27 protein-coding genes are annotated in these 26,920 nt (G+C 67.8%); 16 read left to right on the top strand and 11 right to left on the bottom strand.

What is annotated here, in order from left to right; all coding sequences use genetic code 11:
• Window positions 1–4 precede the first annotated feature (4 nt).
• The 3 genes from OG203_RS07895 (at window position 5) to OG203_RS07885 (ending at window position 2,377) form a co-directional block, all read left to right on the top strand.
• Window positions 5–409 (top strand): YciI family protein, encoded by a 405-nt coding sequence (locus OG203_RS07895; RefSeq protein ID WP_405167790.1) that lies wholly within the window; start codon window positions 5–7, stop codon window positions 407–409.
• Window position 410: 1 nt separating this feature from the next.
• Entirely contained in the window at window positions 411–1,661 is a 1,251-nt protein-coding gene (locus tag OG203_RS07890) for an RNA polymerase sigma factor (protein WP_405165019.1), read from the top strand.
• 68 nt (window positions 1,662–1,729) lie between these two features.
• The gene (locus tag OG203_RS07885) at window positions 1,730–2,377 is read left to right on the top strand and encodes a pentapeptide repeat-containing protein (protein WP_405165018.1); all 648 of its coding nucleotides are present in this window, start codon (window positions 1,730–1,732) and stop codon (window positions 2,375–2,377) included.
• Between the two features lie 21 nt (window positions 2,378–2,398).
• Here OG203_RS07885 and OG203_RS07880 read toward each other — a convergent pair whose 3' ends face one another.
• Entirely contained in the window at window positions 2,399–3,751 is a 1,353-nt protein-coding gene (locus tag OG203_RS07880; protein ID WP_405165017.1) for a hypothetical protein, read from the bottom strand.
• Between the two features lie 308 nt (window positions 3,752–4,059).
• Between OG203_RS07880 and OG203_RS07875 the strand changes: the two genes are divergently transcribed.
• Together OG203_RS07875 and OG203_RS07870 are read left to right on the top strand one after the other, a co-directional pair.
• On the top strand, window positions 4,060–4,338 hold the full coding sequence (locus OG203_RS07875) for a hypothetical protein (RefSeq protein WP_405165016.1): 279 nt from the start codon (window positions 4,060–4,062) through the stop codon (window positions 4,336–4,338).
• 9 nt (window positions 4,339–4,347) lie between these two features.
• On the top strand, window positions 4,348–4,749 hold the full coding sequence (locus OG203_RS07870; protein WP_405165015.1) for a hypothetical protein: 402 nt from the start codon (window positions 4,348–4,350) through the stop codon (window positions 4,747–4,749).
• A 63-nt stretch (window positions 4,750–4,812) separates the two neighbouring features.
• On the opposite strand, the gene OG203_RS07865 is transcribed toward OG203_RS07870, so the two are convergent.
• From OG203_RS07865 to OG203_RS07820, 10 genes are all read right to left on the bottom strand, one after another.
• Window positions 4,813–5,010 carry a hypothetical protein gene (locus OG203_RS07865; RefSeq protein WP_405165014.1) on the bottom strand — a complete coding sequence of 66 codons (198 nt, stop codon included), beginning with the start codon at window positions 5,008–5,010 and terminating at the stop codon, window positions 4,813–4,815.
• 87 nt (window positions 5,011–5,097) lie between these two features.
• Window positions 5,098–5,703 (bottom strand): hypothetical protein, encoded by a 606-nt coding sequence (locus tag OG203_RS07860; RefSeq protein WP_405165013.1) that lies wholly within the window; start codon window positions 5,701–5,703, stop codon window positions 5,098–5,100.
• Between the two features lie 21 nt (window positions 5,704–5,724).
• Window positions 5,725–6,711 carry an MlaD family protein gene (locus OG203_RS07855; protein WP_405165012.1) on the bottom strand — a complete coding sequence of 329 codons (987 nt, stop codon included), beginning with the start codon at window positions 6,709–6,711 and terminating at the stop codon, window positions 5,725–5,727.
• Window positions 6,708–7,766 (bottom strand): MlaD family protein, encoded by a 1,059-nt coding sequence (locus tag OG203_RS07850; RefSeq protein WP_405165011.1) that lies wholly within the window; start codon window positions 7,764–7,766, stop codon window positions 6,708–6,710. Before OG203_RS07850 ends, OG203_RS07855 begins: the two co-directional genes overlap by 4 nt.
• A complete protein-coding gene (locus tag OG203_RS07845) occupies window positions 7,763–8,863 on the bottom strand; it encodes an MlaD family protein (RefSeq protein WP_405165010.1) in 1,101 nt (366 codons plus the stop codon). The genes OG203_RS07850 and OG203_RS07845 overlap by 4 nt, the downstream gene beginning before the upstream one ends.
• Window positions 8,863–9,873, bottom strand: a complete 1,011-nt coding sequence (locus OG203_RS07840; protein ID WP_405165009.1) for an MlaD family protein — start codon at window positions 9,871–9,873, stop codon at window positions 8,863–8,865. The genes OG203_RS07845 and OG203_RS07840 overlap by 1 nt, the downstream gene beginning before the upstream one ends.
• Entirely contained in the window at window positions 9,870–10,892 is a 1,023-nt protein-coding gene (locus tag OG203_RS07835; protein WP_405165008.1) for an MCE family protein, read from the bottom strand. Before OG203_RS07835 ends, OG203_RS07840 begins: the two co-directional genes overlap by 4 nt.
• The gene (locus OG203_RS07830) at window positions 10,889–11,932 is read right to left on the bottom strand and encodes an MlaD family protein (protein ID WP_405165007.1); all 1,044 of its coding nucleotides are present in this window, start codon (window positions 11,930–11,932) and stop codon (window positions 10,889–10,891) included. The genes OG203_RS07835 and OG203_RS07830 overlap by 4 nt, the downstream gene beginning before the upstream one ends.
• 4 nt (window positions 11,933–11,936) lie before the next feature.
• On the bottom strand, window positions 11,937–12,803 hold the full coding sequence (locus tag OG203_RS07825; protein ID WP_405165006.1) for an ABC transporter permease: 867 nt from the start codon (window positions 12,801–12,803) through the stop codon (window positions 11,937–11,939).
• Window positions 12,803–13,657 (bottom strand): MlaE family ABC transporter permease, encoded by an 855-nt coding sequence (locus OG203_RS07820; protein WP_405165005.1) that lies wholly within the window; start codon window positions 13,655–13,657, stop codon window positions 12,803–12,805. The genes OG203_RS07825 and OG203_RS07820 overlap by 1 nt, the downstream gene beginning before the upstream one ends.
• Before the next feature lie 376 nt (window positions 13,658–14,033).
• Between OG203_RS07820 and OG203_RS07815 the strand changes: the two genes are divergently transcribed.
• The 11 genes from OG203_RS07815 to OG203_RS07765 all read left to right on the top strand — a co-directional run bounded on the left by OG203_RS07815 (window position 14,034) and on the right by OG203_RS07765 (window position 26,811).
• On the top strand, window positions 14,034–14,672 hold the full coding sequence (locus OG203_RS07815) for a TetR/AcrR family transcriptional regulator (protein ID WP_405165004.1): 639 nt from the start codon (window positions 14,034–14,036) through the stop codon (window positions 14,670–14,672).
• 2 nt (window positions 14,673–14,674) lie between these two features.
• Window positions 14,675–15,319 (top strand): TetR/AcrR family transcriptional regulator, encoded by a 645-nt coding sequence (locus OG203_RS07810; RefSeq protein ID WP_405165003.1) that lies wholly within the window; start codon window positions 14,675–14,677, stop codon window positions 15,317–15,319.
• Window positions 15,320–15,411: 92 nt separating this feature from the next.
• On the top strand, window positions 15,412–16,455 hold the full coding sequence (locus OG203_RS07805) for an AraC family transcriptional regulator ligand-binding domain-containing protein (protein WP_405165002.1): 1,044 nt from the start codon (window positions 15,412–15,414) through the stop codon (window positions 16,453–16,455).
• Window positions 16,456–16,541: 86 nt separating this feature from the next.
• Entirely contained in the window at window positions 16,542–17,960 is a 1,419-nt protein-coding gene (locus OG203_RS07800; protein ID WP_405165001.1) for an MFS transporter, read from the top strand.
• A 103-nt stretch (window positions 17,961–18,063) separates the two neighbouring features.
• Complete coding sequence (locus OG203_RS07795) at window positions 18,064–19,323, top strand: hypothetical protein (RefSeq protein ID WP_405165000.1); 1,260 nt, start codon at window positions 18,064–18,066, stop codon at window positions 19,321–19,323.
• The gene (locus tag OG203_RS07790) at window positions 19,320–20,285 is read left to right on the top strand and encodes a glutamate ABC transporter substrate-binding protein (protein ID WP_405164999.1); all 966 of its coding nucleotides are present in this window, start codon (window positions 19,320–19,322) and stop codon (window positions 20,283–20,285) included. The genes OG203_RS07795 and OG203_RS07790 overlap by 4 nt, the downstream gene beginning before the upstream one ends.
• Complete coding sequence (locus OG203_RS07785; protein WP_405164998.1) at window positions 20,282–21,466, top strand: hypothetical protein; 1,185 nt, start codon at window positions 20,282–20,284, stop codon at window positions 21,464–21,466. Before OG203_RS07790 ends, OG203_RS07785 begins: the two co-directional genes overlap by 4 nt.
• Window positions 21,463–23,841, top strand: a complete 2,379-nt coding sequence (locus tag OG203_RS07780) for a tetratricopeptide repeat protein (protein ID WP_405164997.1) — start codon at window positions 21,463–21,465, stop codon at window positions 23,839–23,841. The genes OG203_RS07785 and OG203_RS07780 overlap by 4 nt, the downstream gene beginning before the upstream one ends.
• Complete coding sequence (locus OG203_RS07775) at window positions 23,838–24,878, top strand: protein phosphatase 2C domain-containing protein (RefSeq protein ID WP_405164996.1); 1,041 nt, start codon at window positions 23,838–23,840, stop codon at window positions 24,876–24,878. Before OG203_RS07780 ends, OG203_RS07775 begins: the two co-directional genes overlap by 4 nt.
• Window positions 24,875–26,161, top strand: coding sequence for a VWA domain-containing protein (locus OG203_RS07770; RefSeq protein ID WP_405164995.1), 1,287 nt, complete (start codon window positions 24,875–24,877; stop codon window positions 26,159–26,161). Before OG203_RS07775 ends, OG203_RS07770 begins: the two co-directional genes overlap by 4 nt.
• A complete protein-coding gene (locus OG203_RS07765) occupies window positions 26,161–26,811 on the top strand; it encodes an FHA domain-containing protein (protein ID WP_405164994.1) in 651 nt (216 codons plus the stop codon). Before OG203_RS07770 ends, OG203_RS07765 begins: the two co-directional genes overlap by 1 nt.
• Window positions 26,812–26,920: the final 109 nt, after the last annotated feature.

The raw sequence follows: 26,920 nt of genomic DNA, 5'->3' as shown, positions 1-26,920 counted from the left end.
ATACATGATCCTGAGCTACGGCTCGCAGCAGGACTACGACGGCATGTCGGGCAAGGACACCGGCAGGCCCGCCTGGACGGCCGACGAGGTCGCGGCGATGGTCGAGTTCATGACCGAGTTCAACAAGGGGCTGGAGGAGTCGGGCGAACTTGTCGAGACTCGCGGTCTTGTCGATCCGGTGCACACCCGGCGGATCGGCAGCAAGGGCGGCGCGCCGTTCGTCACCGACGGACCGTACGCGGAGACCCAGGAGGTGCTCGCGGGCTACTGGATCGTCGAGTGTGAAAGCTTCGACCGTGCCACCGAGATCGCGGCGGAACTCGGAAAATGCCCGGCGCCAGCACATCTGGCCGATATCGCCTACGCGGACGTGCGGCCGATCGCCGAGGCGCCGCCCGAGTTCGGCTGATATGTCGAAAGATAGGGTGGCGGACCTGCTGCGCTCCTCGGCGCCGCAGGTCCTCGCCGCGCTGGTGCGCCGCTACGGCCACTTCGACACCGCCGAGGACGCGGTGCAGGAAGCGCTGCTCGCCGCCGCGACGCAATGGCCCGCCGACGGCATTCCCGACAACCCTCGAGCCTGGCTGATCACGGTCGCGTCCCGCCGACTGACCGATCTGCTGCGCAGCGAGCAGGCCCGCAAACAACGCGAAGAGACGGTCGCCCGGTGGGCGCTGCCGGAAGATTGGCTGACCCCGCCCGCCGACCGGCAGCCGACGGATTCCGACGACACCCTGATCCTGCTGTTCCTGTGCTGCCACCCGTCGCTGTCGCCGCCGTCGCAGGTCGCGCTCACCTTGCGCGCGGTCGGCGGCCTGACCACCGCCGAGATCGCCCGCGCGTTCCTGGTCCCCGAGCCGACCATGACCAAGCGCATCGGCCGAGCCAAGAAGACGATCAAGGACAGCGGCGTCCCGTTCGCGCCCCCGTCCGTCGGCGACCGCGACGCTCGCCTCGCCGCCGTACTGCACGTGCTGTACCTGATCTTCACCGAGGGCTACGCCGCCACCTCCGGCGCGAGTCTGCACCGTGTCGAATTGTCCACGGAGGCAATCCGACTCACCCGCCTGGTGCATCGGCTGCTGCCCGCCGACACCGAGGTGGCCGGGCTGCTCGCGCTGCTGCTGCTCACCGACGCCCGCCGCGAGGCGCGCACCGGCCCGGGCGGCGAACTCGTCCCGATGGAAGAGCAGGACCGCGGCCGCTGGCACACCGAATCCATCACCGAGGGCATCGCACTCATCACCGTGGCCCTGCCGCGCGGCGTTCCAGGCCCGTACCAACTGCAAGCGGCGATCGCCGCGCTGCACGACGAGGCGCCGAGCTACGACGCGACCGACTGGCCGCAGATCATGCTGCTCTACGAACGCCTGCTCGCCCTCGTCGACAACCCGATGATCGCGCTCAACCACGCCGTCGCGGTCGCCATGGCCCTCGGCCCGCACGCGGGCCTGAAACTGGTCGACGACCTCGAATCCGACGGTCGCCTCGCCGACGACCACCGCCTGCACGCCGTGCGCGCGCACCTGCTGGAGACCACCGGCGACACCGCGGCCGCCCGCGCCGCGTATCTGCTTGCCGCGCACAAAACTATGAGTCTGCCGCAGCAGCGCTACTTGAACGCGCGCGCGGCACGGCTCCCAGGGGAGACCTCGGGATGAACTTGTCGGTGCCGAACGGAATACTCGACCGCTGACCGCACCGCACACCAAGCACCGGAGGAACCCGCATGCCCCGCGAGCTCGAAGACCTGCCCTACGCGCGCCATCTCGCGGCCTTGGCGGGCGAGCTCGAGCCGGAGGGTGATTACGACTGCGTGCACCTCGACGGCGGCGAGTTCGACGAGGTCGACGTGCAGAACGCCCGGTTCAGCGAGTCGGCCTTCACCTCGGTCGGCTTCCACCGGGGCAGCATGCGGCACACCAGGTTCGTCGACGTGTGGCTGCGCAACGTCCGCTGGGTCGGCACCGAACTCGCCGACACCGGATGGCAGGACGGCGAAGTGATCGACGGCGCCCTGTCCGGCGTCGATCTGGCGGGCTCGCGCCTGCGCCGCGTGCGTTTCGAGGGCTGCAAGTTCGACTCGGTCAACTTCCGCACCGCGCAGCTACGCGACGTGTCGTTCGTCGAATGTGTCTTGCGCGACTGCGATTTCGGCGACGCCACGCTCACCAACGTGACCTTCCCCGGCTCGATCCTGGAAAGCATGGTGATGAACCGGGTCAAGCTGACCAAGGTCGACCTGCGCGGCGCACGGGCACTCGACATCACCGACGGTTTGGATTCGCTGCGCGGCGCGACGATCGACAACGGCCAATTGATGGAGCTGGCACCGGCTTTCGCCCGCCACCTCGGCATCGCGGTCCGGAACTCCTGACGACGGCCGCGGATTAGGGGTTCAGATCAGCTGAAGCTGCTCCATTCGGGCATCAAGCTTGCGCGCCGGGGCCGACCCAGGGGCACGGATATGGACCAAGCTGCGAGCGTCAAGCAGCTGCCCCGACAGCCGGGCAGAAGCGTTGTCGGCATCCGCTTCGGCACCAGCAAGGATGGACACAACTCCCGCTTCGAGATCCCCGGCGTACACATAGATCGTGCCGAGCAGGATGTGCGAAGCCGCGCGATCACGTACGGCTTGGAGCCTCAAGGATTCCATGGCGGCATCAATAGCGGCCGGGAGGTCTCCGAGCTGGCGAAGCGCCTTGGCCCGCATACGTGCAATGTGACCAGGCGTGCAGAAGTACGCGAGAGATTCTTCCGGTGTCCGCGCAATCGTCACGTCGAAGCTGTCGGCCCGAACCAGCGCCTCATGTGCGTCGGCTCGATAGTCTGGCCCCGACTTTGCCAGGGCGAGTGCCGCGATTCCTGCGGCGTGTGCGCGCAACAGTGGATCTCCGGAACGGGTTGCGCGGGACTCTGCGCCAGCTGCTTGGTCCACAGCTTCGATTGGGCGGCCGACTTCCTCTGTCATCCCGGCCCATTCCGCAAGTGCCAGCGCGGCGGCTGCGTAGTCGCGAGCTTCGTCGGCTAGGTCGCGCGCCTTCTCGAAGTGGTCCTTGGCGAAGTCCCTGCGGCCTAGGTCGAACAGTTGCCAGCCAGCAGACGTGCTCACCTTGCTGCGCAACGACTTCAAGCGGCCTTCGAGCGGTCCCGTATAGCCGTTCAGCAACGCGTCCGCGATATCCACTTGGGTCAGCGTTGTACGGATAGCCGCCTGCGGCCCAAGGAGGTCATCCTGCAACCGGGCCTGGTTCAAGATCGCCTGAATGTTTTCCAAGACCGCAGCATCGACCCGATGCGGGGACGCCGCCGCGCGGATCGTTCTCTCCAGCTCTTCGGCGTTCAATGCAGCCACAATCGCTGGTGACGCAGCCGTAAGTACTGCCATGGCCCTCAAAAGCTCTCGGCGCTGCACTTCGTCGACCTCCTCGCCACCCCAACCCAAGACTAGGTCAGTATGAACATCTGTACCAGTTTGCGACGGCTTCGCCCTCGCGGCGCGAGGGTTGTAGAGGCCTAGCTCAGCCGCAGTGACGCCGAAGGCTTGCTCCAGCGCAAGCCGGTAGCCATGCGTTGGCCATCTCGTGATTCCGCGAGCGAGCATCCGAATCTTGTCCGCGTCATAGCAGCCCGGCTTTCCGGTGATCTGCTCATACGCGGCGTTGACCCGCTCGGCCACCTCCGGCCGCTTCCAATCCCGCTGCCGTATCAACTGTTCGAACTGGTGGTTCTCACTAGCCGGTTCGCGCATTGGATGCCCTCCCCACATCTACTCAAAAGGTATCGCGAATCACCCACCCGCGACTTCGTTCGAACAACTTGCGGGGCGAAGTTGCGGTTCCGAGACCAACGTCTGCCGACCAGGCTCGATCTTGCACGCGCCGCCGGGATGACACCGCGCCAATGCCCCGGCGGCAGGTGCAACCAAAGAATCTACCTAGGGGCCGCCGTGAACGCCGAAGGAACCTGCCACCCCTTTTCCCCACATGGCGTTTGTTTGCGTGGGACGAGCCGGATGAGCCGGAACAAAGGAATCGCTACTAGATATGAGGAAACATCATGTTGCACAACATTATTCGGGCCATCCTGCTCGCCCTCGCCGTGATCGTAGCCGTCGTGGTGAGTACCGGCCCAGCCGCTGCCGTCACTCCCGAACAATGTGAGAAGGAAGGCGGGGGCAAGGTGCATGTCGTCATCGACCCACACAACAGCGCCAAGGCCGTATGTACGTGTGAGGGCGGCTTCTACAAGGACTTGGAGGTGTTCGGGCCGCACGTGCTCATTGTCGGCTCAACCCCGCTGGCGATTCAGTGCGTCGGTCTTGACATCCCGGCTTAGGCTCACGTCATGACGAGCGAACACGACGAATGCCGGGTGACGATTGACGGTGTAGCGCCCGCGCTGGTCACCCTGTTTCGCCGAGCAGTGCAAATAGCCTCTGAACACGGCCGCAACTGGGTCGGTGTGGAGGACCTGCATGCGGCGCTGGCCAACAGTGACGAACACGCCCCGATCTGGTGGCCCCGCGTCGGTAAACCACGTCACACCCGCGACACGCAAGGTGGCATCACGCCCGACGACCTCGAAGGTGAAGTAATCCCGTTGTCGTACAAAGAGTTCCGAGATCTAGTGACCGCGTGGGTGCCCGGACCGACGCCAAGTGTCGGACCCGCGCAACCTGCGACAGTCACATACGAGATCAGCGGCCCACATGCTGAGGAATTCCGGAAGGTACTCGAACGATCCTGATACCCCTAAGCGCAAAAGAGTTGCCCCACTCAGGATTCCGGTCCTTTGTCGTGGTCGAACTGTCTACGCTTTGTGGTTGAACTCTCCAGTGTTGGTTCGCGCGATCGTCGCCGCGACGCCGTCGAGCACGACCTCCAGACCGAACTCGAAATCATCCTGGGCCGGGTCGGTTGTCGACGGTGGTGGCGCCGATTCGAACAGACCGGAGTGGAAGAGTTCGGCGGCGTCCGGAAAGCGCTCCGGATCGACCAGGCGAGCCATGTGTCGACCGTAGTCGTGGTTGGTCGCGGATTCATCTCTGGCTGCTCGCGGTGAGCGTCACCCTGCTGCGCACACCGACGGTCCGGACTACTTGAACGGCAGTGCCTGATTCATCCCGCCGACCTCGGTGATCTGCCACTCGGAATGCTGGTCGACCGTCACGGTGTAGGTGGCGGTCACCTGGCCGGTCTGCGGGTTCTGCACATTCGAGATGGTCAGGTTCACGAACACATCCACCGTGTACACACCGTTGTTTCGCGCGGTGACCTTGGCCGCCACCGGGGTCGCGGTCGAGGTCCACTTCAGCGGGGTGAGCAGGTCGCCCATCTTCGGGCCGACGGCATCGAACTTGCTCGCCAGCGCGGGCGCGGTGTTGGCCTTCAACTTGGTGATCCACGCGTTGATGTCGGCGTAGTTGATGGTCGAGGCGCCGACGGCGTAGTCGGCGGCGACCTGCTCGGCGTGCCGGTCGTCGGCCGCCGCGGCCCGGCCGTCGGCCAGGTCGCGGCGAGCGAGCACGAGGAGGACCGACAGCGTGCCGACGGCAAGCACGAGCAGTGCGATGACCGCACCACGGATGAGCGTCGGGATCTCGATCCGCACCGATCGATCGCTGATCGGCGGACGGTGAGCGGCGACGCCGGATGTCGCTGGCGCGGTGTCGGATTCGATCGTCTTCGTCAGCTGTGGCATGGCGTGGCAACTCCGTCTGGTCTATTTGACAGTGATCTGCAGGTTCAACGCGCCGTCCGGACTGGTGGCGTGCAGTGCCTGCGTGATGAGGGCGCCGAGGTCGATCCGGTTCGTCACGCCGGTGGCCGCCGCGACCACCGGCTGGAACACGGGAAGCAGGGTCTGCAGGTCCGGCCCGAGCAGTGTGATCTTCGCGGCGAGCTGCTTCAACAACGGGATCAGGCCGATGGACTCGTCGGTGTCGGTCAGGTAGTCGGCCGGGACGTCGCCTTTCCGTGCGATGCGCGCGACGGCGGCGGCGACTTCGGCGACCCGTGGCCCGAATTCGGCCCACGGCCCGGCCGCCTTCGTCAATTCCGGCCCGGCCCATGACATCTCGGTGGCCCGCGACTGCATGGCCACCAGCATCTGACGGATCACGTCGGTGCGACTGAGCAGCGTGGCCGCGAGCAGATCGGTGGACCGGGACAGCTGCGGAATGACGGCTTCGGTTCCCGCTAAACCCTTTTCGAACGTCTCGATGATGCTCGCGATGGCCTTCGGATCGAACTGCTCGAGCAGCTGCGTCGCGGTGCGCGCGACCTCGGGGATCGAGACGGGCTTGGCAACAGTGGTCGCGTCGACCCGCTGGCCGTTCTGTAGATACGGGCCACCTGCCGCGGTCGGCCGGAATTCGAGATAGGGCTCCCCGAGACCCGAAAGGGCCTCGATCCGTGCAGAACTCGCGATCGGCACCCGATACTCGGCATCGAACCGGAACGCCACCTCGACCGACTGCCCCTGATGCGCCACCGACGTCACCTGGCCGATCTCGATGCCCGACAGCAGCACCTTGGACCGTGGGATGAGCCCGCCGGAGTCCGCGAGCAGCATGGTCGCGCTGGTGCTTTCGGCGAACCAGTCGACCTTCACCACGCTGAAGGTGAGATACGAGCTGAAGAGAACCAGGATGGCGCCGATGGAGCCGAGCGACGCGATCGTTCCCGCGTTTCTGCGTGCGAAGCTCATCGAACGACTCCAATCATGCGCAGCGCGGCGATCATTCGCGCGACCTGCTCGTCGGTATCCAGCGGGCTCGGCGCGCCCTGGACATCGACATGCGTGACATTGACCTTCGGGCCGCGCTCGCCGAACGGGATGATCTTGTCCCGCAGCAGCGTGACCACCCGATTGAGGTTGGACGGCGCGTTCAGGTCGAGCGCACGGTTCGCGAGCAGCAGCGGCACCAGCGCTTTCGCCGTCGCGTCGCCGGCCGCGAGCAGCGGCGCCAACCACTGCACCGCGTGACCGACCACGCCGAGTCCGCCGACCACGCCGAGCGTCAACACCAGCGACTGCGCGTCCGCGGGGATCTCCACCGACCCGCGTTCGCTCAGTAGCGCGTCCAGCTGGGTCGGATTGTCCAGCACCGCACCGAGATCCTGCTCGATCGCGTCGAGCATCCGGTCGACCGAGCCGGTGTCGGCGGCCACGTCCTGTGCGTCGCGGCCGAGCGTCTGAAAGATCCGCGCGGTGTCGGTCGGCTGCGCAGGGAGCACCGCGTTCACGTGATCGATGATGTCCTTGGCTTGTTGGATCGCGCCGCCGCCGACGAAGGTCGACATGCCCGCCAGCAGATCCTCCACCTGCAACGCGGCCTTGGTCTGCCGCAGCGGGATGGTGCCGCCATCGGGGATCATGTCGGCGAAACCCGTTGCCGGAGTGGTGAGTCCGATGTAGACATCGCCGAGGAAGGTGTTCTGCCGCAGCTGGGCGGTGGTGCTCGCGGGCAACCTCACCGAGTTCGAGATCTCGACGATGGCATCGACGCGGCCGCTGTTCGACGCGGTCGGATCGACCACGTGCACCGAGCGCAGGCTGCCGATCTGCGCGCCATTGGCCACCACCTTCGCCTGGGTGGGGAGGTTGAGCGCGCTGGCGAGCTCGATGCGCACCTGATAGGTCGGGCCGGACACCGACGCGCCGGGTACCGGCACCGTGGCCGGGTCGAACGCGCAGCCCGACGCCGTCAGCAGCACCGCCGCGACAACGCCGGACGCGAGCCATGATCGTCGCCTGCTCATCGCACCCCCACCGATCCCAGGATCATCGGCACGAGATTCGCTGTGGCAAGCCCGTTCTCGGCCGAGCGGCACCCACCGGGGTTCAGCGCGTTGATTCCCGCGCAGATCTGATCCGCTTGTTCTTGTGGCAGCGCGACTTTCGGTGCCGCGTAGGTAATGCGCGGCCAGCCGGTCGCCGGGTCGATCGTTTGCTGGAAGGCGTCCATGATCGACGGGATCATGGACACGACCTGTTGCAGGGAACCGACATTCGCGGCCAACAGGCGCAACCCCGGCACCGCGCCGTCGAGCGCGCCGAGCAGTGGCCTGCCGTAGTCGTGGGCCAGGCGGTTGAGCCAGGGCAGCAGCACGAGCAGCGAATCGATGATCTGCACAACGCGTGACCAGATGCCGTTGATGAACGCGATGCCGGTATTCGCCCGTACCAATACCGTGGCGATATCGTCCCAGTTCATCGAGATGCTCGAGGTGATCGAGGCGAACGCATCGATGAGATGCCCGATATTGCCGATCGCGGCATCCGGTTGCCGCAACGCGGTGGCGAGATCCTTGATCAGGGCATTGAGCCGCGGTCCGGTGTTGGCGGTGGCAGCCTGAAAAGCGTTGACGCCGTCTTTGATTCGGGTCTGCTCCGCGGGGTTGCCGTCCCCGCCGAGCTGGGATGCGAGCTGCGAGAAGCCTTCCAACGTTTGGCTGATGCTCTTCGGCGTGAATGTCTTGGTGAGACAACGGCTCCGGTCCCATTCGGCGGGTGCGTTCGGCTCACCGAAGACGGCGAGCGTGCGGTCGGCGACCAGGCTGTCCGAGAGGGTGGTCGCGGTGGGCTGCCCACGCAGCGGGTGATCGGCTGCCACCTCGAAGTCGACCCGGACGGCGGTGCCCTCCGGCCGGATCCCGGTCACCTTGCCGACCGAAATGCCAAGGGTGGTCACCTGATTGCCGGTATACAGGCCGACCGCGTCCGGCATCAGCGCGCAGTAGTTCAGCATCTTCTTGGCCGGATCGACCACGATGACGTAGCCAACGACCGCGATCACGGCGAGCAGCAGCGCGCCGACGACGGTGACGAAACCCGGTGCGGCAAGCAGACGTTTCATCAGCAGGACCGCCCCGGCACCGGAACGCACACCTGGGGCGTCAACGCGGACTGATCGATCGCGATCCCGTCCTGTCCCGCGGTGGCGGCGACCAGCCGGTCGCGCAGTTCACGCCACGCCGGAATCGCGACGTCCAGCTGCGCACCCAGTTCCTTCAGCTGCGGCAACGTTTCGCGCAACTTCCCGGCCAGCGGCTCCAGGATCTCCCGCGAGGCGGGCTCGAGCGCGGCGATCCTGGACAGCAGCTGCGCGGCGATGGTCAACGCCTCTTCGATCTCCGCGCGCTTGTCCAGCCCGGTGACCAGCAGCATCCCGATCTGGCGGACGAACTCCCCGACGAGGCCCTTGTTGTGATCGATGGTGCCGAGGTATTCGGTCATCACCGTCAGTGCCCGCGACACCTCGGTGTTCTGCCGATTCAGGAGGTCGACGAAGGACTGCACGGCCCCGCCCATCTGGCGCAGTGCGTCCGGACTCTGATCCAGCGAATTCTCCAGGGCCGCCAGGTTTTTCCGCAGCGTCTCGCCGTCGACGTCGCGGGCGGGCTGCGCCGCGTCCTGCAGTGTGCGGATCAGACTGTAGGGCAGCCGAGCCCGATCGACCGGAATGACCTTGTCGCCGAGCGGCTTCGCGCCCGCGGGGAACAGCGCGACGTAGTGGCCGCCGACCGCGGTGAGCATGCGCAGCTCCAGCGATGTCGCGTCGCCGAGGAATACGCCACGCTTGACGGTGAACCGCATGCGCACCCGGTCCGGCTTCAGCTCGAGCGCGGTGACGGCGCCGACGGTGATCCCCGCGACGCGCACCTGATCGCCCACCTTCACCGACTGCGCCTCGGCCAGCTCGGCGGTGTAGCCGGACTTGCCGATCGGCGCGACATAGATGGCCGCGGTGACCAACAGCAACACCGCGACGAACCCGGCGCCGAGCAGGCCGAGCCGCAGTTCGCGCCGGTTCTTCGCCGCCTCGTGCCGGTCGTGGTCGGGAATCAGCTTGTGCAGCAGTCTCATCCGTTGCATATCGTGACCCGCTGTCCGCCAACGAGCACCTTCAGCACCTCGGGCAGTTCGGCGGCGCCCTTGGCGCACGTCAGGTTGACCTCGCCCGCCGCGGCACCGGCGGGCGGCAGCACGGCGCTCAGCGCCTGCAGCAGCCCAGGTAGCCTGCCGAGCGCGGCCAGCGCCGCCTGCGGGTCGGGGAACAGCCGCCGCAGATCCGTCATCAGGTCCGGGTTGGCGTTCTCGGTGAAGCCGAGGGTGTCCATGAGGCTGTTGAGCGGGCCGAGCGCAGACGGCGCCACGGCGGCGAAATCGAGGAGACCGTCGAGCTTTTCGCGGAATGCGGTGAACACGTCGGCGATCCCGCGCAGCAGTGTGACCAGATGCGGTGAGCGGCCACCGATTTGGCCGGAGATGGTGTTCAGGTTGGCCACGATCGTGCTGATCACCGCCTGGCGGTCGGTGGCGAAACGACTGAGCTTGTCCAGGGACTCCAGCGCGGGTCCGATGCCGGAGCCGTTGCCGTCGATCACCGCGAGAACGTTCTCGGTGAACTGGTTGAGCGCGCCGGGGGAGAACTGGGCGATGACCGGCTGTAGTCCGTTGAACAGCTGGGTGACATCGAACGAGGGAATCGTATTCGTCTCGGCGATAGTCGATTCCGGCCGCAGTCGAGTCGTCGGCCGGTCCGGCTGTTTGATATCGACGTAGCGCTGCCCGGTCAGCGACTGGTAGCGGATGGCGAGCACACTGGCGTCGTAGACCGGCCGAGCCCGCTGCACGGAGAAGCCGACCACCGCCGTCGCGCCGTCGAGGTCGATCGCGGTGACCTTGCCGACCTGCACGCCGAACACTCGAACGTCATCGCCGGTTTTGAGGCCGCTCGCGTCGGTGAATCGCGCACGGAAAGCATCGGTATCGCCGCCGATCGGGCGCGTGATCGCCTGCGCGACCACCACGAGCAGCACCACCATCGCGACAGTGAAAACACTGAGCCGCAACACAATCGAGCGGATAGGCAACTGCTTCACCGGCCACCTCCGAGTCCCTGTTGGCCGAACAGCGGCCCCGCGATCCCCGGCATGCCGCGCAGCACCACCGCCACGTTCACCGCGGGCCCGTCGGGGGTGTCGGTGAACATCCGGTTCAGCCGGTCGAGCAGTTCGGTGCTCTCGGCACCGCTGCGTTTCGGGTCGGACACCGTCGCGGCCATGGCTTGTAGTAGCGGCGTGAGCATTTGGGTGTAACCGAGGAGCTGGCCGCGTGCCGCGTCGCCCACCTGGCCGATCGCCGGGAACGCGTCGTTGACGACCATGCCGATGAACGCGTCGTACTTCGGCCGGTCGTTGACGAGCACCTCGATGTTCATGAGGGCGTCGAGCAGTCGGAAGGTCGACGAGGCGAACGTCCCGAGCCCGCCGAACAGGGAGGAGTACTGATCGAGCAGGTACGGCGTCGGATACCGCTGGGTGTCGGCGACCGCGCGGCTGAGCGTGACGATGGCCTCCAGCAGCGGTGTGAACGCGTGTAGATCGCCGTTGAACTGGGTGATCAGTTCGGTGAGCTTCGGGGTGAGCACCTCGGTGGAGGTGTCGGTGAGCGAGCGCAGCAGGCTGCCCATCGTCACATCGGTGACCTTGTTCGCGTTCTTGCCAGCCAGGTCGATGACCGCACCCGCGCGCAACGGCGTGCCGCCTGCCGACCGACGCAGGGTCAGCGCACTGATCCCGAAGAGGTTGTCGGGTGCGTAGTCGACGGTGAAAGTGTCGGTGAGGGAGGCGGTTTCGGTGCGATCGAGGTCAAGGGTGATCAGTTGGCGGCCCTGCTCGGCGCTGGCGATCGTCGCGATCTCGCCGACCGTCACGCCGTCCATGCGCACCTTGGTGCCCGGGATGACCCCTTCACCGATCTCTTCGGTATGCAACTGAATACGCACCTGTCTCGCGTCGGCGTCATCGAAGACACCACGCCAGCCGAAAGCGACGACGGAGGCGGTGACGACGACCAGCGCGCCGACCAGGAGGGAGCCGCGGCGGGTCATCGAGACGCCGGGCATGCTGTAGTTCGGCATCAGCTCACCCTGGGAATTCGATGGCGGAGTTGACGCCCCACAGCAGGATCGACAACACCATGTCCAGCGCGACGATCGCGACGAAGCTCGCCCGCACCGCGCGACCCGACGCGATACCGACGCCTTCGGGCCCGCCGGAGGCGAAAAAGCCGTAGTAGCAATGGATCAGGATCACCGCGACACCGAAGATCAGGATCTTCACCACGGCGGCGAGCACGTCGTAGCCGCTGGTGAACTGAAAGAAATAGTGGTCGTAGACCCCGCCCGCCTGGCCGTGCAGCAGCACAACCACCGTCGAGCACGCGACATAGCTGAGTACCAGCGCGATCAAGAAGGTCGGCACGATCGCCACCGCACCGGCGATCACCCGTGTGGTGACCACGAACGGAATCGACCGGAGCCCAAGGGATTCCAGCGCGTCGATCTCCTCGGAGATGCGCATCGAGCCGATCTCCGCGGTCATCCGGCAGCCCGCCTGCGCGGCGAACCCGACCGCCGCCGCGATCGGCGCCAGCTCACGGGTGTTCGCGAACGCCGACACCACGCCGGTCACCGGGCCGAGGCCGAGCAGATCCAGTGCCGCGAAGGATTGGATGCCGACGCCCGCGCCCATCGCGATGCCGAGCACGACCAGCATCGGCACGGTACCGCCGCCGACCAGGACCGACCCACGGCCCCAGGTCATATCGGTGATGGTGCGCATAGTCTGCGCGCGGTAGCGGCGCAGCGTGAGCGGGATCGCCCAGAGGGCCTGGCAGACGAAGCCGAGCATGAACCCGGTGGTCTCGATCGGCGCGAACAACCGATTACGTTGCCGGACAAGGCGATACGCCCAGGCGAGGCCTTTCGGAGCATACGGTGTCGCGGTCATCACGCCACCCGTAGCGGTAAGAACATCGCCACCACCTGGGTGATCACCAGGTTCACCAGGATGATCCCCGCGACGGACACGACAACGGCGGCATTCACCCCGTCGGCCACCCCGCGCGGCCCGCCCTTGGCCTCCAGCCCGCGCTGGCAGGCGACGATCACCACGATGAAGCCGAACAGCATCGCCTTTGCCAGGGAGATCCACACGTCGGCGAGCACGGCGAACGATCCGAACGTCGCCCAGTAGCTGCCCGGTGTCACGTGCTGCGCGCCGATCGCGACCGCGTAGCCGGAGACGATGCCGACGAAGATGATCAGGATGTTCAGCAGTGGCGCTACGAAGAGCATGGCCGTCACCCGCGGAATGACCAGCCGATGCACCGGACTGATCCCCATCGTGCGCAACGCGTCGATCTCCTCGCGGACGGTGCGCGCGCCGAGATCCGCGGCGATCGCGGAAGCGCCGGCGCCGCCGAGCAACAGCCCGGTGGCGATCGGCGCCCCCTGCTGGATCACCCCGAGCCCGCCGGCGGCGCCGATCATCGAGTCGGCGCCGAGCTGGTGAATCAGATTGCCAACCTGCACCGATACGACAACGCCGAACGGAATCGCCATCAGCACCGCCGGTATCGCGGTCACGGTGATCAGATACCAAGCCTGGCGCAGCATTTCCGCCCATGGGAACCGCAGCCCGAGCACGTCGGTCACCGTGCCGCGCACCGATTCGATGCCGAGGTCCACCGCGCGCCCGAAGGTGCGCAGGCTGGAAAGCGCGGTGCCGGTGAGGTTCTCGCGCACGATCTGTCCGGCTGAGGCGGAGCCTGCCTGCTCCGTGAGCGGTGGGGCGCCCTTCATTAATCCTCCTACCGCCTCGTGCACGGATCTCGGTGATCCGCGGCTGAGGTCTCTCCGCACGGTAGGTGGCACCGGTGGAGTTGCTCGTGGCTCAGCTGGCCAAGGTGTTGACAGTTCTCGACAACCGCTTCGGTGAGGTCGCGTGCTAGCGCGTCGGAGTGATCGGCTGATCGTCCAACTGTGATCCGCCCCACCAACACTCGGCACACGGTAACACCGGTTCGGCCCGAGAACAACAGTGTCAATTTCACTACCGAGGCCGTGCTCAGCACGTACTATCCGACCTTTGATCAACAACCGAAGTCCCCCGATGCGGCCGCCGCAGTTATAGCCGATGCGTACACTGGCGCCACCGGATCACCGGTCGACAGGGCTGATGATCACCGATCGAGCAGCACAGGAGGAGACCGTGTCGGCGCGACGCGAGCGCATCCTCGATGCGGCGCGGGGAGTCATCGTCCGGGAGGGGTACGTCGGCGTCAGCATGCACGCGATCGCGCGCGCGGCCGGTGTCACCCGGCCCGCGCTCTACGCCGAATTCGGAGACCGCGACGAGGTTTTCGCGGCGCTGCTCGACCGGGAGAAGGCGCGGGTGGTGGCGATGGCGGCCACCGCGGCGCCGATTCTCTCGCCGGACACCGATCCGGCCGATATCGCCGTCGGTATGGCGATGGACGGGGTCGACATCTACCTGGACCTGGTGCTGTCCGCGCCGGAGACCTGGCAGCTTGTCTTGATGTCCGGCGACGGTCTGCCCGCGGCGGCACGCGACCGAATCGAGCACGGCAGGGCCGAGATTCGCCAGCAGATCGAAGCGGCGATCGCTGCGGTGGCGGCGCTGCGCGCTCGCGAAATCGACGCGGAGCTGCTGAGCTACGCGGTGATCAGCGCCAGCGAAACGGGCGCGCGATTGGCGCTGGCCGACGGCGGCGCGCAGCGGGACGCGGTATCGCGCACCCTGCGCTGGATGGTGCGCAGGATGACCGAGGCCGCGCTCGCGATGGAGGCGGAGTAGTCGTGCCGAAGCCGGAACCCGAAGGTGGCCAGCAGCGACGCCGCTACGCCAAACGGCTCGCACCCGCCGACCGCAGAGAGCAATTGCTCGACGCCGCACTGGACATCATCACCGCGAGCGGCTTCACCGACGTCAGCATTGCCGCGGTCGCCGAGCGCGGCGGCGTCACCCGCCCGGTGGTCTACGACTCCTTCGCCAGCCGCGACGAACTGCTGCACGAGCTGATCGAACGCGAGACCGCGCGCATGCGCGCGGCGGTCGATCGATCGATGTCCGGCATCGAATCGACTGCGCCGCACGAGGATCGAGCCGAGGTGCTGGCGGCGGCACTGGCCCGCTTCCTCGCCGAGGTGCGCGCCATGCCCGACAGCTGGCGGCTGGTCTACTTCCCGATCGACGGCGTGCCGCCGGTCCTGCGCGACCGCATCGAGAAGTCCCGCGACGAACTGCGCACACCACTGAGTCGCAGTCTCGGCGAATGGCTCTCCGGCAAACGCGGTGCCGCCGACGTCGATATCGACATCCTGGTCCGCGTCGTCCAGGGCATCGTGCACACCGCCGCCCGGCTGGTCCTCGACGATCCGGATCGATTCGACAGCGACCGACTCATCACCATGCTGAACGAAGTATTGCTGCGCGCACCCTGAACAGTTCGTCATTTCGCACCACTGACCGGTCCGGCATTGCTAGATTTCGCCAAGCCGTCTGGTACGGCGAATTCGATGAGGAATGCGAGTACATGTTCGACCGGGAATTTCGCCGCAGCACTTCCAGCGTTCGCGTGCTGATCACGCTCGCCGGAGAACGCGGAATGCCCGGTGCCGACTGCCTGTCCGGCACGATGCTGTCGCCGACGGATATCGCGTGCACCGCACATCAGGAACTGCTCGTCGTGCGTAATGTGCTCGAACGCTTCGGTGCCGAGCCGGGATTCGGCGCGGAAGCGGGCGGCCGGGCCGATATTCCGTTATCCGATCCATGGGGCCTCGCGCTTCTCAGCAGTCGCACGCCGCGTGACGCGATCGACGTGATGGTTCGCTACCTCGACCGCACCGTCGTTTCCGGTCGGCTCACGGTCGAGGAAACCGTGGGCGCGACGCGGGTGCGCTTCGATGACGCCGAGAGCCCGCCGGACCTGCGCGTCTTTCTTGCCGAGCGAATCCTCGCCGGTATCAAGGCAATCGGCAACGGGGTGTTCGACACCGGAATCCCTTACGCGCGAGTCGAATTCCGGCAACGGGCACCCGTGAACATCGGCCGGTACCGCGAGATCTACGGAGTGGAGCCCGTTTTCGACGCCGAGGCCGATGCGGTGTCGTTCGACGGTCGCTCCCTCGATCTCGCGGTGCTGAAAACCAGCGAACCGGCGCGCGGCACCTGCGCCCAGTTCTGCCGCGAACTGCTCGATCGGCATCGCACCCGCTCCGGCGTCGCGGGGGCGGTCCGCGAACTACTCGCCCGCAACCCCGGCGATATCCCCGATCAGATCGCGGTCGCCAACGAGATGTTCATGAGCCCGCGCACCCTGTCGCGGCGGCTCAACGAGGAGGACACCTCGTTCCGCGCATTGCTCGACGAGGTCAGGCAGCTGCTGTCGGAGCAGCTGCTCGGGCACACCGATCTGACCACCGAGCAGGTCGCCGCCCGCCTCGGCTACGCCGAAGCCGCCTCCTTCATCCGCGCCTTCCGGCGCTGGAAAGGATGCCCGCCGCAGGAGTTCCGGCTGCGCGGTGGCCGGTCGCCCGCGCCGACGCGCGCGCCGGTCCCGGCGGGGGCCCACTAAGTTCGCCCAGAGTTCCAAGTGGAACGAGTCAGACCGAACGGTGTGTTGGGCAGGGCAGACCGGCGGGATGCTGCAAGTATGCTGGCATGTCGATCAGCGCTCCTGTCGCGCCGAGTGTTCCGAAGACGATCCGGCAGGCCACCGTGTTGGCCGTCTGCTGCACCGCCGTGGTGATGGCGAATGTCGACACCACCGCTGTCAACGTCGCGCTACCGGCCATCAGTCGCGGACTCGACGGATCGCTCTCCGGCGCGCAGTGGGTGGTCGCCGCCTACACGCTGACCTTGGCCTGCCTGTTGACGCTGTCCGGCTCACTGGCCGACCGGATCGGCCGAAGAACCCTCTTCCAGATCGGCCTCGCGGTATTCGCCATAAGTTCGCTGGCGTGTAGTCTCGCGCCCTCGATCGGCTGGCTCGTCGCGTTCAGGGTGCTGCAGGCGGTCGGCGGGTCGATGCTCACTCCGGTCGCGATGGCGATCATTTCGGCGGTATTCACCGCACCGGGGCAGCGGCTCAGGGCGATCGGGATCTGGAGCGGGTCGATCGGCATCGGCATGGCGGCCGGTCCGGTGGTCGGCGGCTTCCTGGTCGACGCGATCGGCTGGGCGGCGGTGTTCTGGATCAACGTGCCGATCGCGGTGGTGGCGTTAGCGCTCACCTTCCTGGTCGTGCCGCAGTCGAAATCGGATCGGCCGCGCGGGCTCGACCCGCTCGGACAGCTGCTGGTGATCGGCTTGCTCGGACTGCTGGTGTTCGCGATTATCGAAGGGCCGCATCGGGGTTGGCTCTCGCCGGTGACAATCGGCTGCTTCGCCGGGTCCGCGGCCTGCCTCGCCGCGATACTGCGGTACGCGCCGCGGCACCCGCACCCGCTGATCGATCTGCGGGTGTTTCGCTCGGCCCCGTTCACCGGCGCGTTCGTGATCGCGATCCTCGCGTTCGCCGCGATGGGTGGGTTCCTGTTCCTGAATACGTTCTACCTCCAGGAGATTCGGCACGACTCACCGCTGATGGCCGGGCTCGCGCTGGTGCCGATGGCGGTCGCCATGTTCGTATTCGGCCCGATGTCGGGGCGGGTGGTCGCCCAGCGCGGCGCCCGCAGCGCGCTGACCGCGGGTGCGGTGGTGGCGACCGCCGCGGCGGCGGTACTGACGGCGACCTTCGACGGCAGCGCAAACCTGTTGCTGCTCATCGGTTACGCGATGTTCGGCGCCGGCATCGGCCTGATCTACACGCCCATCACGGCGACGGCGGTGGCCGGTCTGCCGTCCGCGCAGGCCGGGGTCGCGGCCAGCATGGCGACCACCTCGCGGCAGATCGGCCAGTCGCTCGGCGTCGCCGTCATCGGCTCGCTGATCGCCAGCCATCCCGGCGCACTGACCTCGGCGGCGGACTTCCGGCCACCGGCGCATCTCGGCTGGCTGACCATCACCGGACTGTGCGCCGCCGCGCTGCTCGTCGCCCGAATCAGCACGGCCCCCAAGCTGGTTCGCGACCGCCTCTGAAACTCTGATTGTCCACTACCTGGGCAATCGGTCGGCACACCGAATCCTCCTCCCGTACTATCGCGATCGAATGCACCGGCCGGGGAGATGTTAGGAGGACGGTGTGGGACCTCGCATCCGCAACGGGACCCTGTGGTTGCGACGCTTCGCCGGAACGACGCCGGGGGTGATCGCCGTTGTTGTCGTCGTTTCCGTCGTGCTGTGCCTGCTCGCGGGTTTCGCCTGCGCGAACCAGATGAGCGACAAGGGCGCGCGCCGCGACGCCGCGCTCGCGCACACCGAGCCGCTCGCCTTCGCCGCGCAACGGCTGTACGTGGCGCTCTCGGCCGCCGACGCCTCGGCCGCCGCCGAGTTCCTGTCCACCGGCAGCGCGGCCGTCGCGCCGCGCCAGCGGTATCAGCAATCGCTGGCCGACGCCGCCGCCGCGCTGTCGGAGGCCACCGCGGGCGCGTCCGACGAGCAGACCAGGCAGATCGTGGCCAGGGTCGCCGCCGACCTGCCCGCCTACACCGGCCTCGTCGAGACGGCACGGGCGAACAATCGGCAGGGCTTCCCGGTTGGCTCGTCGTATCTGAGCGAGGCGTCGGAGGTGATGCAGAAGTCCTTGCTGCCCAACGCCGAACGGCTCACCGCCGACAGATTCGCCGCCGTGCGCGACGACCAGCGGGCCATCGCGACGATGCCGGTGCTCAGCATCGTGCTGGTCGTGCTTGTGCTGATCGTCTGTGCGGTGGGGTCGTGGATCCTCCTGCGCCGCACCAACCGCCTGGCCAACCTCGGCGTCGCGGCGGCGGCGGTCGCGGCGGTGCTCGCGCTGCTGTGGCTGATCGCCGCGACGGGCGTGGCGTCGAATGCCCTCGACACCGGCGCGTCCGGCGCGAGCAACCGCTTCGAAACCCTGGCGAAGGCGCGCATCGCGGCCCAGCAGGCGCGCACCGACGAGACGCTGCAACTGATCACCCGCGGCGATATCGCGGCGGGTGAGGATCAATACACCAAGCACGCCGCCGATCTGCGCGACCGCCTCGCCACCGTGGTCGGCCCGGATTCGGTTGCCGTGCAAGAGCTCGCCACATGGTCGGCCGGACACCAGGCGCAGGTGGAGGCGTACCAGGCGGCGAACTATCCGGCGGCGGTCGCGCAGGCGATCGGCGCCGCGCCCACCTCGTCGGCCACCCAGTTCGCCGCGCTGGACCGTTCGTTGAACGACAACCTCGCCCAGGCTCGCCGAGATCTCCGCGATGGTCTCGACACCGCGGGCAGCGCGCTGATCCTGAGCCCGTCCGGCACGCTGGTGCTGCTTGTGTTCGCCGCGGCCGCCGTGGTCGCCGGGGTGTGGCCGCGGCTGAAGGAGTTCCTGTGAACACACGCCTGGTGCTCGCCGCGCTGCTCGTCGCGGCGACGGCCCTGATGACGGGCTGCGGATCGGGCGACCTGCCCGCGCCGAACACCCTGGACGCGGTGAACCCGCAACCCGCCGGCGCTGGCGAGATCACCGACCCGCCGCCGATCGAGGGCAGCTGCGACACCGAGGCGAGCCTGCGGCCCGGCCCGCTGCCAAGACCCGGTGCGATGCCGCAGAATTCGGCGATGGCGGCGATCGTCGCCAACGGCAGGCTGAAGGTCGGCGTCGATCAGAACACCTATCTGTTCGGCTTCCGCAATCCGGGCACCGGCGAACTCGAGGGCTTCGACATCGACATCGCCCACGAGATCGCGAACGCGCTGTTCGGCGACCCGAGCAAGATCGAGCTACGCTCGGTGACCGCCGCCGAACGCCTCTCCGCGCTGCACGACAAGAAGGTCGACATGATCGTGCGCACCTTCTCGGCGACCTGTGAACGGCGCAAGGAGGTCGACTTCTCCTCGGTCTATTACGGTGCGGCACAACGGATTCTGGCCCCGCGCGACTCCGGCATCAACTCCGGCACCGACCTGGCTGGCAAGCGGGTGTGCGTCGCGCGCGGCACAACGGCGTCGACGCCGCTGTTCGCGATGGCCAAGCGTCCCACCGTCATCGGCGTCACCAACTGGACCGATTGCCTCGTCGCGCTGCAGCAGGGACTGGTCGACGCGATCAGCGGGGACGCGCCGATCCTGTTCGGTCTGGTCGAGCAGGACCGCAACCTCCAGGTGGTCGGCGATCCCATCGGCATCGGCGGCTACGCGGTCGGCGTCCCCAAAGGCAGCGACGATCTGGTTCGTTTCGTCAACGGCGTGCTCGAGCGGATGCGCACCGACGGCACCTGGGAGCGGATCTACGCGGCGCGGCTCAGTGCGCTCGGCCCGTCGCCGGGCCAGCCGACACCACGGTATGTGGGATGAGCCGGTCCATCATGCAGCCGCTCACCCTGCTCGAGATCGATCGCGAATTGGCCAGTCGCGCAACCGAAGTCGATTCGATCGTGGCCACCCTGCTCGAGCTCGACAAACATCCTGGGCTCACCCTGGTGCGCCGCTACCCGCCGGCCGGGGTGACCGAGGCGCGCTGGCTGCCCGTCCGGGACGCGCTCGCGCTGATGTGGGAGGACTTCGGCCGGATGCGCGCCATCCTGGATTCGGCGCGCGCGGTGCGCGGCAACCGCGCCAAGCTCGACGACGGACAGCGCGCCGAGCTGACCGAGCTGCTGCGCGGCCGACCCTATGCGGCCTCGCGCACGCCGATCCCGTTCGCCGAGCGCTCGCTCACCGGTCCGAGCGAATACGTGCTGTTCGTCGGCCTCGCCGATACCCTTGATCGCATGCGGGCGACCTTCCCGATGATCGCCGAATTCCTCGACGCGGTGGACAAGGTGAACACCCGCGTGATGTCCGGCCTCGCGCCACTACAGGACAAACTGGATAAAGCTGGGGGAGCGACCCCCGCGCTGCGCGCCATCGGCGACGGCATCACCGACCTGCTCAGCCGCTCGGCCACCGACCCGCTCGCGCTGACCACCGCCGACATCGACGCCCGGCTCGCCGAACTCGGCGAGGCCATGCGCCGGGAGGCGGCCGTGCTCGCCGAACTCGGTGCGATCGTGGCGAACTGGCCCGCCGCGATCGCGGGCGGGCACAAGCGGCTCGACGCATTACGCGAAGTCCGGGAGCGGGCCGCGCAGGCCAAGGCGAAGGTCGAAAGCACCATCGTGTCGGGTCCGCTGCCGGTGCTCGCGGACGATATCGGCCTGCTGCGCGCGCAACTGGACGCCATCCCCGCCAATCCGCGTGCGGCAGCGGCACTGCTCGACCTCGGCCGCCGCATCGACGCGGCGATCGCGACCGCGGCCTCGGCGGAGAATCTGGCACAGGGCCTGCTGGATCGGCGCGGTGAACTGCGCGGCAGGCTGGCCGCCTACCAGGCCAAGGCGGCCCGCCTCGGCGTAGGCGAGGACCGCGACCTGCTCGCCTCCCATCAGATCGCGGCCGGGCTGCTCGCCCGCACACCGTGCGATCTGGCGGCGGTCACCCGCGCCGTCGCCGACTATCAGCAACTCATCGCGGAGAAATCGGGGAGGCGACCGTGAGGACATGCACCGAGCCCGGCTGCACGGGCACCATCGAGGACGGCTACTGCGCGGTGTGCGGGACCGCACCTTCCGAGGCGACGACGGTTCAGTCGACGGCACACCAGACGCAAGCGAAGGCCGAGGCGACGACCGAGTCGGCCGCGCATCAGCACTGCACCGAACCCGGTTGCGGCGGAACGATTATCGACGGCTACTGCGAGGTCTGTGGCACCGCGCCCGCGCCGCAGGCGGCCGCGACGGTGTCCGGCAGCACGCGCAGCACCCGGAGCAGCTCGCGTTCGGTGCGCACCGGCCGGTCCTCGTCCAGGTCGAGCCGCCGCGGCCGACTAGGCGCAGGCATGGTCGAGGTGCCCCGGGTGCCGCGCATCGATCCGACCACGGCGATCATGACCGACCCCGAGGTGCCGGAGAACAAGAGGTTCTGCGGCAAATGCGAGAAGCCGGTCGGCCGGGGCCGGGACGGAAAGCCAGGCCGCAGCGAGGGATTCTGTGCCAACTGCGGCACCCGGTTCTCCTTCGCCCCCAAGCTGGCCAAGGGCGATCTGGTCGCCGGTCAGTACGAGGTCGCGGGCTGCCTCGCGCACGGCGGGCTCGGCTGGATCTACCTGGCGACCGACCGCAACGTCAGCGACCGCTGGGTGGTGCTGAAGGGCCTGCTCAACGCGGGTGACGCCGATGCGATGCTGGCCGCGGTGGCGGAGAAGCGATTCCTCGCCGAGGTGGAACATCCGAGCATCGTCAAGATCCACAACTTCGTCGAGCACGCTGGGGCGGACGGGGTCGCGGTCGGCTACATCGTCATGGAGTACGTCGGCGGGACGTCGCTCAAGCAGATCCTGCGTAGCCACCGCGACACCGTCGGCGGATTCCTGCCCCCGGCCCAGGCGATCGCCTACGTGCTGGAGATGTTGCCCGCGCTCGGCTATCTGCATTCTCTTGGCCTCGCCTACTGTGATTTCAAGCCGGACAACGTGATGCAGACCGACGAGCAGCTCAAGCTCATCGACCTGGGCGCGGTGATCGCCATGGACGATCAGGACAGCCCCATCTACGGCACCATCGGCTACCAGGCGCCCGAGATCGCCGAGACCGGGCCGACCATCGCCACCGAGGTCTACACCGTCGGCCGCACGCTGGCCGTGCTGCTGATGGACGTGCCGCAGCGCGGCGGTCATTTCGCCGAGCTGCCCGGACCGGACACCGAACCGCTGCTGGTCACCTACGATTCGCTCCATCGATTCCTGCTCCGCGCCACCGACGACGACCCGGACGTGCGGTTCGCCTCGATGGAGGAGATGACCGATCAGCTCACCGGGGTGCTGCGCGAGGTCCTGTCCACCGACGACGGGGTGCCGCGTCCCGGGATGTCGACCTACTTCGGCCCGCCCCGTGGCGTCTTCGGTGTCGACGCGCCGGTGGACGCGGCGAATATCATTGCCGCCCTGCCGGTTCCGCTGGTCGACCCGACCGACAGCGCGGCCGCCCTGCTCGCCACGACCAGCGGCACCACCCCGGCGGAGCTGGAGCACGCGTTCGAGGCCGGGCTCCGCTCGGTCGTCACCGGGCGTGGCGCGTCGACCGAGATTCCGTTGCGGCTCATCCGGGCCGCGCTCGAGGTCGGCGACACCGCTGCGGCCGATCGACGGCTGACGGAGGTCGCCGCCACACTGCCCGGTGATTGGCGGCTCGCCTGGTATCGCGGCGAAAGTCGGCTGCTTGCCGGTGATTTCGCGGCGGCGGCGAACGAATTCGACGCGGTGTACGCCGCGCTGCCCGGCGAAGGCGCGCCCAAGCTCGCGCTCGCCGCCGTCGCCGAGCTGTCCGCTGCCCCCGACTCCGCGGGATTCAATGCCGCGCAGGAAAAACGCAGGGCGGCAAGTTATTACGAGACAGTGTGGCGCACCGATCGCACGTACCTCAGCGCGGTGTTCGGGTTGGCCAGGCTGCGCGTGACGGCCGGTGATCGCGATGGCGCGGTCGGTGTCCTCGATCAGGTCGACGCGGGCTCGTCCCTGTTCACCGAGGCGAGAATCGCGGCGGTCGAGACCATTTTGGCGGACCGGTCGGCCGTCGACCTGACCGAGCCGGTGCTGCGCGACGCGGGCGAGCGGGTCGCCCGGTTGCGGCTGGACTCCAAACGCCGTGGCGCACAGGTGCGTTTGCGGGTGCTGTCGGCCGCATTGGACTGGCTTGGCGCGGGCCGCGTGCCCGACCGGCCCGATCCGCTGCTCGGCGCGAATCTGGATCAAGCCGGTGTGCGCACCGGATTGGAGCGTTGCTATCGAGACCTGGCCCGGGAGACCGACGACATGTGGGAGCGATTCGCATTGGTAGAGCAGGCCAATACCGTCCGGCCGAGGACGAGGTTATGAGTACCGAGATCGGTCTGCGCTGCCCTGGGTGCGATGCCGAGGTGCAGCAGCAGGACCGTTTCTGCGAGAACTGCGGACAAGAGTTGGGCGGCAAGCGAATCGCGTTGCCGAACCTCGCGCCAGGCCCACTGACCGCCTGCGACGGGTGCGGCGGCCTGCGCTACGACCCCGACGGTTACTGCGTGGGCTGTGGGCAATTGCGCGGCGCACCGGACCGATTCGACGCCGACCTGGGTGTCGTCGCGGTGGTCACCGATCGCGGAATCTCGCACGCGCGCAACGAAGATGCCGTCGCCGCAGCGGTGCTGAACGGCAGCGGCGGCGTGCCGGCGACGGCGATTATCGCTGTCGCGGACGGGGTTTCGTCGTCGGAGGATCCTCAGGTCGCCTCGGGAACGGCGGCAAGGACCGGTGTCGATGCCTGCCGCACCGCGCTGCTGGACGGACTGCCCGCGGCCGAGGCGGCGATGGCCGGACTCGCGGCGGCGGCACAGGCGGTGCGCGATATCGCGGTGGCCGACGGCCACGCGCCGTCGTGCACCTACGTGTCGGCCGTGGTGCGGACCGATGCCGACGGCGTCGAGATCACTATCGCGAATGTCGGTGACAGCAGGGCCTATTGGCTGCACGCCGACGCACCAGACGAGCCGGGCAACCCGCCGTCACAGCGGCTGACCGTGGACGACTCCTGGGCGCAAGCACTGATCGACGCGGGTGCGATGGACGAGCACGCCGCGATGAAAGACCCGAGGGCGCACACCCTGATCCGCTGGCTCGGCGCGGACGGTCCGGCGAAACCGTGGTCGGACAGCTGCATTCGCACGCTGCGCACCACCGGACCCGGTGTACTGCTGCTGTGCAGCGACGGACTGTGGAACTACCTGTCCGACGCGACCGCGCTCGCCGAGGTGGCCACCGCGACCGCCCCCGCCGTGGCCGCGCGCGAACTCGTCGAGTTCGCCCTGCGCTGCGGCGGCAGCGACAACATCACCGTCGCGATCGTCCCCGTTCCGTGGTCCGTAGGAGAAGTTCAGTGAGTTCCGTTGCAGACAATGGCATTTCGGTAGCCATCGATCAGAACGAGTATCTGGCCGACGGCGTCGGCACGGTCGACGCGGTGGTGACCGTCGAGACCGCCGCCGACCTGGTGGTGGCCGCGGCGCCGCAGGAACGGCTGGAGATCCTCATTCTGGACTGCTCCGGTTCCATGGCCACCGGTCGCAAGTTTCCCGGCGCCAGGCAGGCCGCGCTCGCCGCGCTCGACGTGCTGGCCGACGGCACCAAGTTCGCGATCATCGAGGGCACCGCGATGGCACGGCTCGCCTTCCCTGCGAATGTGCCGTCCGTGCCGGTGAATCGGGACTCGCGCGCGGCCGCGCGGCGCGCGCTCGACAAGCTGACGCCCGGCGGCGGCACCGCCATGGGCACCTGGCTCGGCCTGACCAGGCAGCTGGCCAAGAAGCATCCAGGCGCCATGGTGCACGCCATCCTGCTCACCGACGGCAAGAACGAGCACGAGGAACCCGCGGCGCTTTTCGCGGAGATCAAACAGTCCGAGGGCGTGTTCACCTGTGACTGTCGCGGCGTCGGAACCGATTGGCGGGTCGATGAATTGCGCGCCATCGCCTCGGCGCTGCACGGCACCGTCGACATCGTCGCCGACCCGGCCAAGCTGGCCGCCGACTTCGCCGCCATGATGCAGGGCTCGATGGCCAAGGCGATTCCGGAACTGATGCTGCGGGTGTGGACCCCGGCGGGCGCGAAGGTCCGGTTCGTCAAACAGGTCGCCCCGGCCATCGAGGATCTCACCGCGCGGCGGGTGGAGACCGCGGCGCAGGTGGGGGAGTACCCGCTCGGTGCGTGGGGCGCGGAGGACAGGGACTACCACGTGCAGGTCGAGGTGGAACCCGCCGCGCCAGGCCGGGAGAAGCTCGCCGCGCGCGTCAGCGTGGTCAGTGGTGACGAGGTGCTCGGGCAGGGACTGGTGAAGGCGGTGTGGACCACCGACACCGAGCTGTCGGCCCGAATCAGCAGGCGCGTAGCGCATTACACCGGCCAGGCGGAACTGGCGCAGGTGGTGCAGGAGGGGTTGGCCGCGCGCAAGAGCGGTGACACCGATACCGCGACGGCCAAACTGCGGCGCGCGGTCGAACTCGCGGCGGAGTCGGGTAACGAGAGCACGGCGAAGCTGTTGCGCGGTGTGGTCGAGGTCGATGAGCGCAACGGGACGGTGCGGTTGCGGGCGAGTGTCGCGGCCGCCGACGAGATGGCCCTCGACGCTCGCTCGACCAAGACCGCCAGGGTGCGGAAGGAAAGCTAGTGTCCGTTACCTGTCCTGAGGGGCACCCGTCGGGCGCGACCGACTACTGCGACGTGTGCGGGGCGCCGATCGGGGAGGCCGCGCCGACGGTCGCCGCCGGTCCGATCCCGCTGTGCCCGTCCTGTGGTGCGCCGAGCAGTGGGCGGTTCTGTGAAGTGTGCGGGCATGATTCGGCGCTGCCGCCTCCTGCCGCACGGTCCGAGCCTGTCGCATCGGTTGCCGTAGCGCCGTCGGTCACCTGGGTGGCCACCATTACCGCGGACCGTGAGTTCTATGACCGGGTGATCGCTCGTAAGGGGCCCGACGCCGATCAGGTCGGCTTTCCCGCGTTTTATCCAGAACGTCGAATCATTCTGCGCGGCAACGATATTCTGATCGGCAAGCGTAGCGTCTCGCAGGGGCTGACGCCTGATATCGATCTCGGGATCGCACCCGCCGACGTGGGTGTTTCCCGGACGCACGCGATGATTCACCTCGACGACGACGCGCTCACCGTCACCGACCTTGGTTCCACCAACGGCACCAGTGTCAACGGCAGCGACGAGCTGATTCCCGCGAAGGTGCCGGTCCCGCTGCGCAGTGGTGACCGTATCCATCTCGGCGGCTGGACAACCATCGTGTTCGCCATGGGGGAGCCTGAACCCGCCTGAGCGCCAGCCGATTTGCGTCTGGGACAGTATCCGTCGATCGGTAGACAACAGTGTTCATTTGCGCCTATCGTCGTGGACGGGCGCGTGAACCACAGACATAGCGCACGAC

Origin of the sequence: Nocardia sp. NBC_01499, assembly GCF_045040275.1 — a bacterium.
Taxonomy (GTDB): Bacteria; Actinomycetota; Actinomycetes; order Mycobacteriales; family Mycobacteriaceae; genus Nocardia.
Note: the sequence above shows the minus strand (reverse complement) of the source record. Positions and strands in the feature narration are given on the sequence as shown.

What these genes read in the sequence shown, in the direction of transcription:
- OG203_RS07895 (WP_405167790.1), top strand. Translation starts at nt 5, where the DNA reads ATGATCCTGAGCTACGGCTCGCAGCAGGACTACGACGGCATGTCGGGC.
- OG203_RS07890 (WP_405165019.1), top strand. Translation starts at nt 411, where the DNA reads ATGTCGAAAGATAGGGTGGCGGACCTGCTGCGCTCCTCGGCGCCGCAG.
- OG203_RS07885 (WP_405165018.1), top strand. Translation starts at nt 1,730, where the DNA reads ATGCCCCGCGAGCTCGAAGACCTGCCCTACGCGCGCCATCTCGCGGCC.
- OG203_RS07880 (WP_405165017.1), bottom strand. Translation starts at nt 3,751, where the DNA reads ATGCGCGAACCGGCTAGTGAGAACCACCAGTTCGAACAGTTGATACGG.
- OG203_RS07875 (WP_405165016.1), top strand. Translation starts at nt 4,060, where the DNA reads ATGTTGCACAACATTATTCGGGCCATCCTGCTCGCCCTCGCCGTGATC.
- OG203_RS07870 (WP_405165015.1), top strand. Translation starts at nt 4,348, where the DNA reads ATGACGAGCGAACACGACGAATGCCGGGTGACGATTGACGGTGTAGCG.
- OG203_RS07865 (WP_405165014.1), bottom strand. Translation starts at nt 5,010, where the DNA reads ATGGCTCGCCTGGTCGATCCGGAGCGCTTTCCGGACGCCGCCGAACTC.
- OG203_RS07860 (WP_405165013.1), bottom strand. Translation starts at nt 5,703, where the DNA reads ATGCCACAGCTGACGAAGACGATCGAATCCGACACCGCGCCAGCGACA.
- OG203_RS07855 (WP_405165012.1), bottom strand. Translation starts at nt 6,711, where the DNA reads ATGAGCTTCGCACGCAGAAACGCGGGAACGATCGCGTCGCTCGGCTCC.
- OG203_RS07850 (WP_405165011.1), bottom strand. Translation starts at nt 7,766, where the DNA reads ATGAGCAGGCGACGATCATGGCTCGCGTCCGGCGTTGTCGCGGCGGTG.
- OG203_RS07845 (WP_405165010.1), bottom strand. Translation starts at nt 8,863, where the DNA reads ATGAAACGTCTGCTTGCCGCACCGGGTTTCGTCACCGTCGTCGGCGCG.
- OG203_RS07840 (WP_405165009.1), bottom strand. Translation starts at nt 9,873, where the DNA reads ATGAGACTGCTGCACAAGCTGATTCCCGACCACGACCGGCACGAGGCG.
- OG203_RS07830 (WP_405165007.1), bottom strand. Translation starts at nt 11,932, where the DNA reads ATGCCGAACTACAGCATGCCCGGCGTCTCGATGACCCGCCGCGGCTCC.
- OG203_RS07825 (WP_405165006.1), bottom strand. Translation starts at nt 12,803, where the DNA reads ATGACCGCGACACCGTATGCTCCGAAAGGCCTCGCCTGGGCGTATCGC.
- OG203_RS07820 (WP_405165005.1), bottom strand. Translation starts at nt 13,657, where the DNA reads ATGAAGGGCGCCCCACCGCTCACGGAGCAGGCAGGCTCCGCCTCAGCC.
- OG203_RS07815 (WP_405165004.1), top strand. Translation starts at nt 14,034, where the DNA reads ATGATCACCGATCGAGCAGCACAGGAGGAGACCGTGTCGGCGCGACGC.
- OG203_RS07805 (WP_405165002.1), top strand. Translation starts at nt 15,412, where the DNA reads ATGTTCGACCGGGAATTTCGCCGCAGCACTTCCAGCGTTCGCGTGCTG.
- OG203_RS07800 (WP_405165001.1), top strand. Translation starts at nt 16,542, where the DNA reads ATGTCGATCAGCGCTCCTGTCGCGCCGAGTGTTCCGAAGACGATCCGG.
- OG203_RS07785 (WP_405164998.1), top strand. Translation starts at nt 20,282, where the DNA reads ATGAGCCGGTCCATCATGCAGCCGCTCACCCTGCTCGAGATCGATCGC.
- OG203_RS07775 (WP_405164996.1), top strand. Translation starts at nt 23,838, where the DNA reads ATGAGTACCGAGATCGGTCTGCGCTGCCCTGGGTGCGATGCCGAGGTG.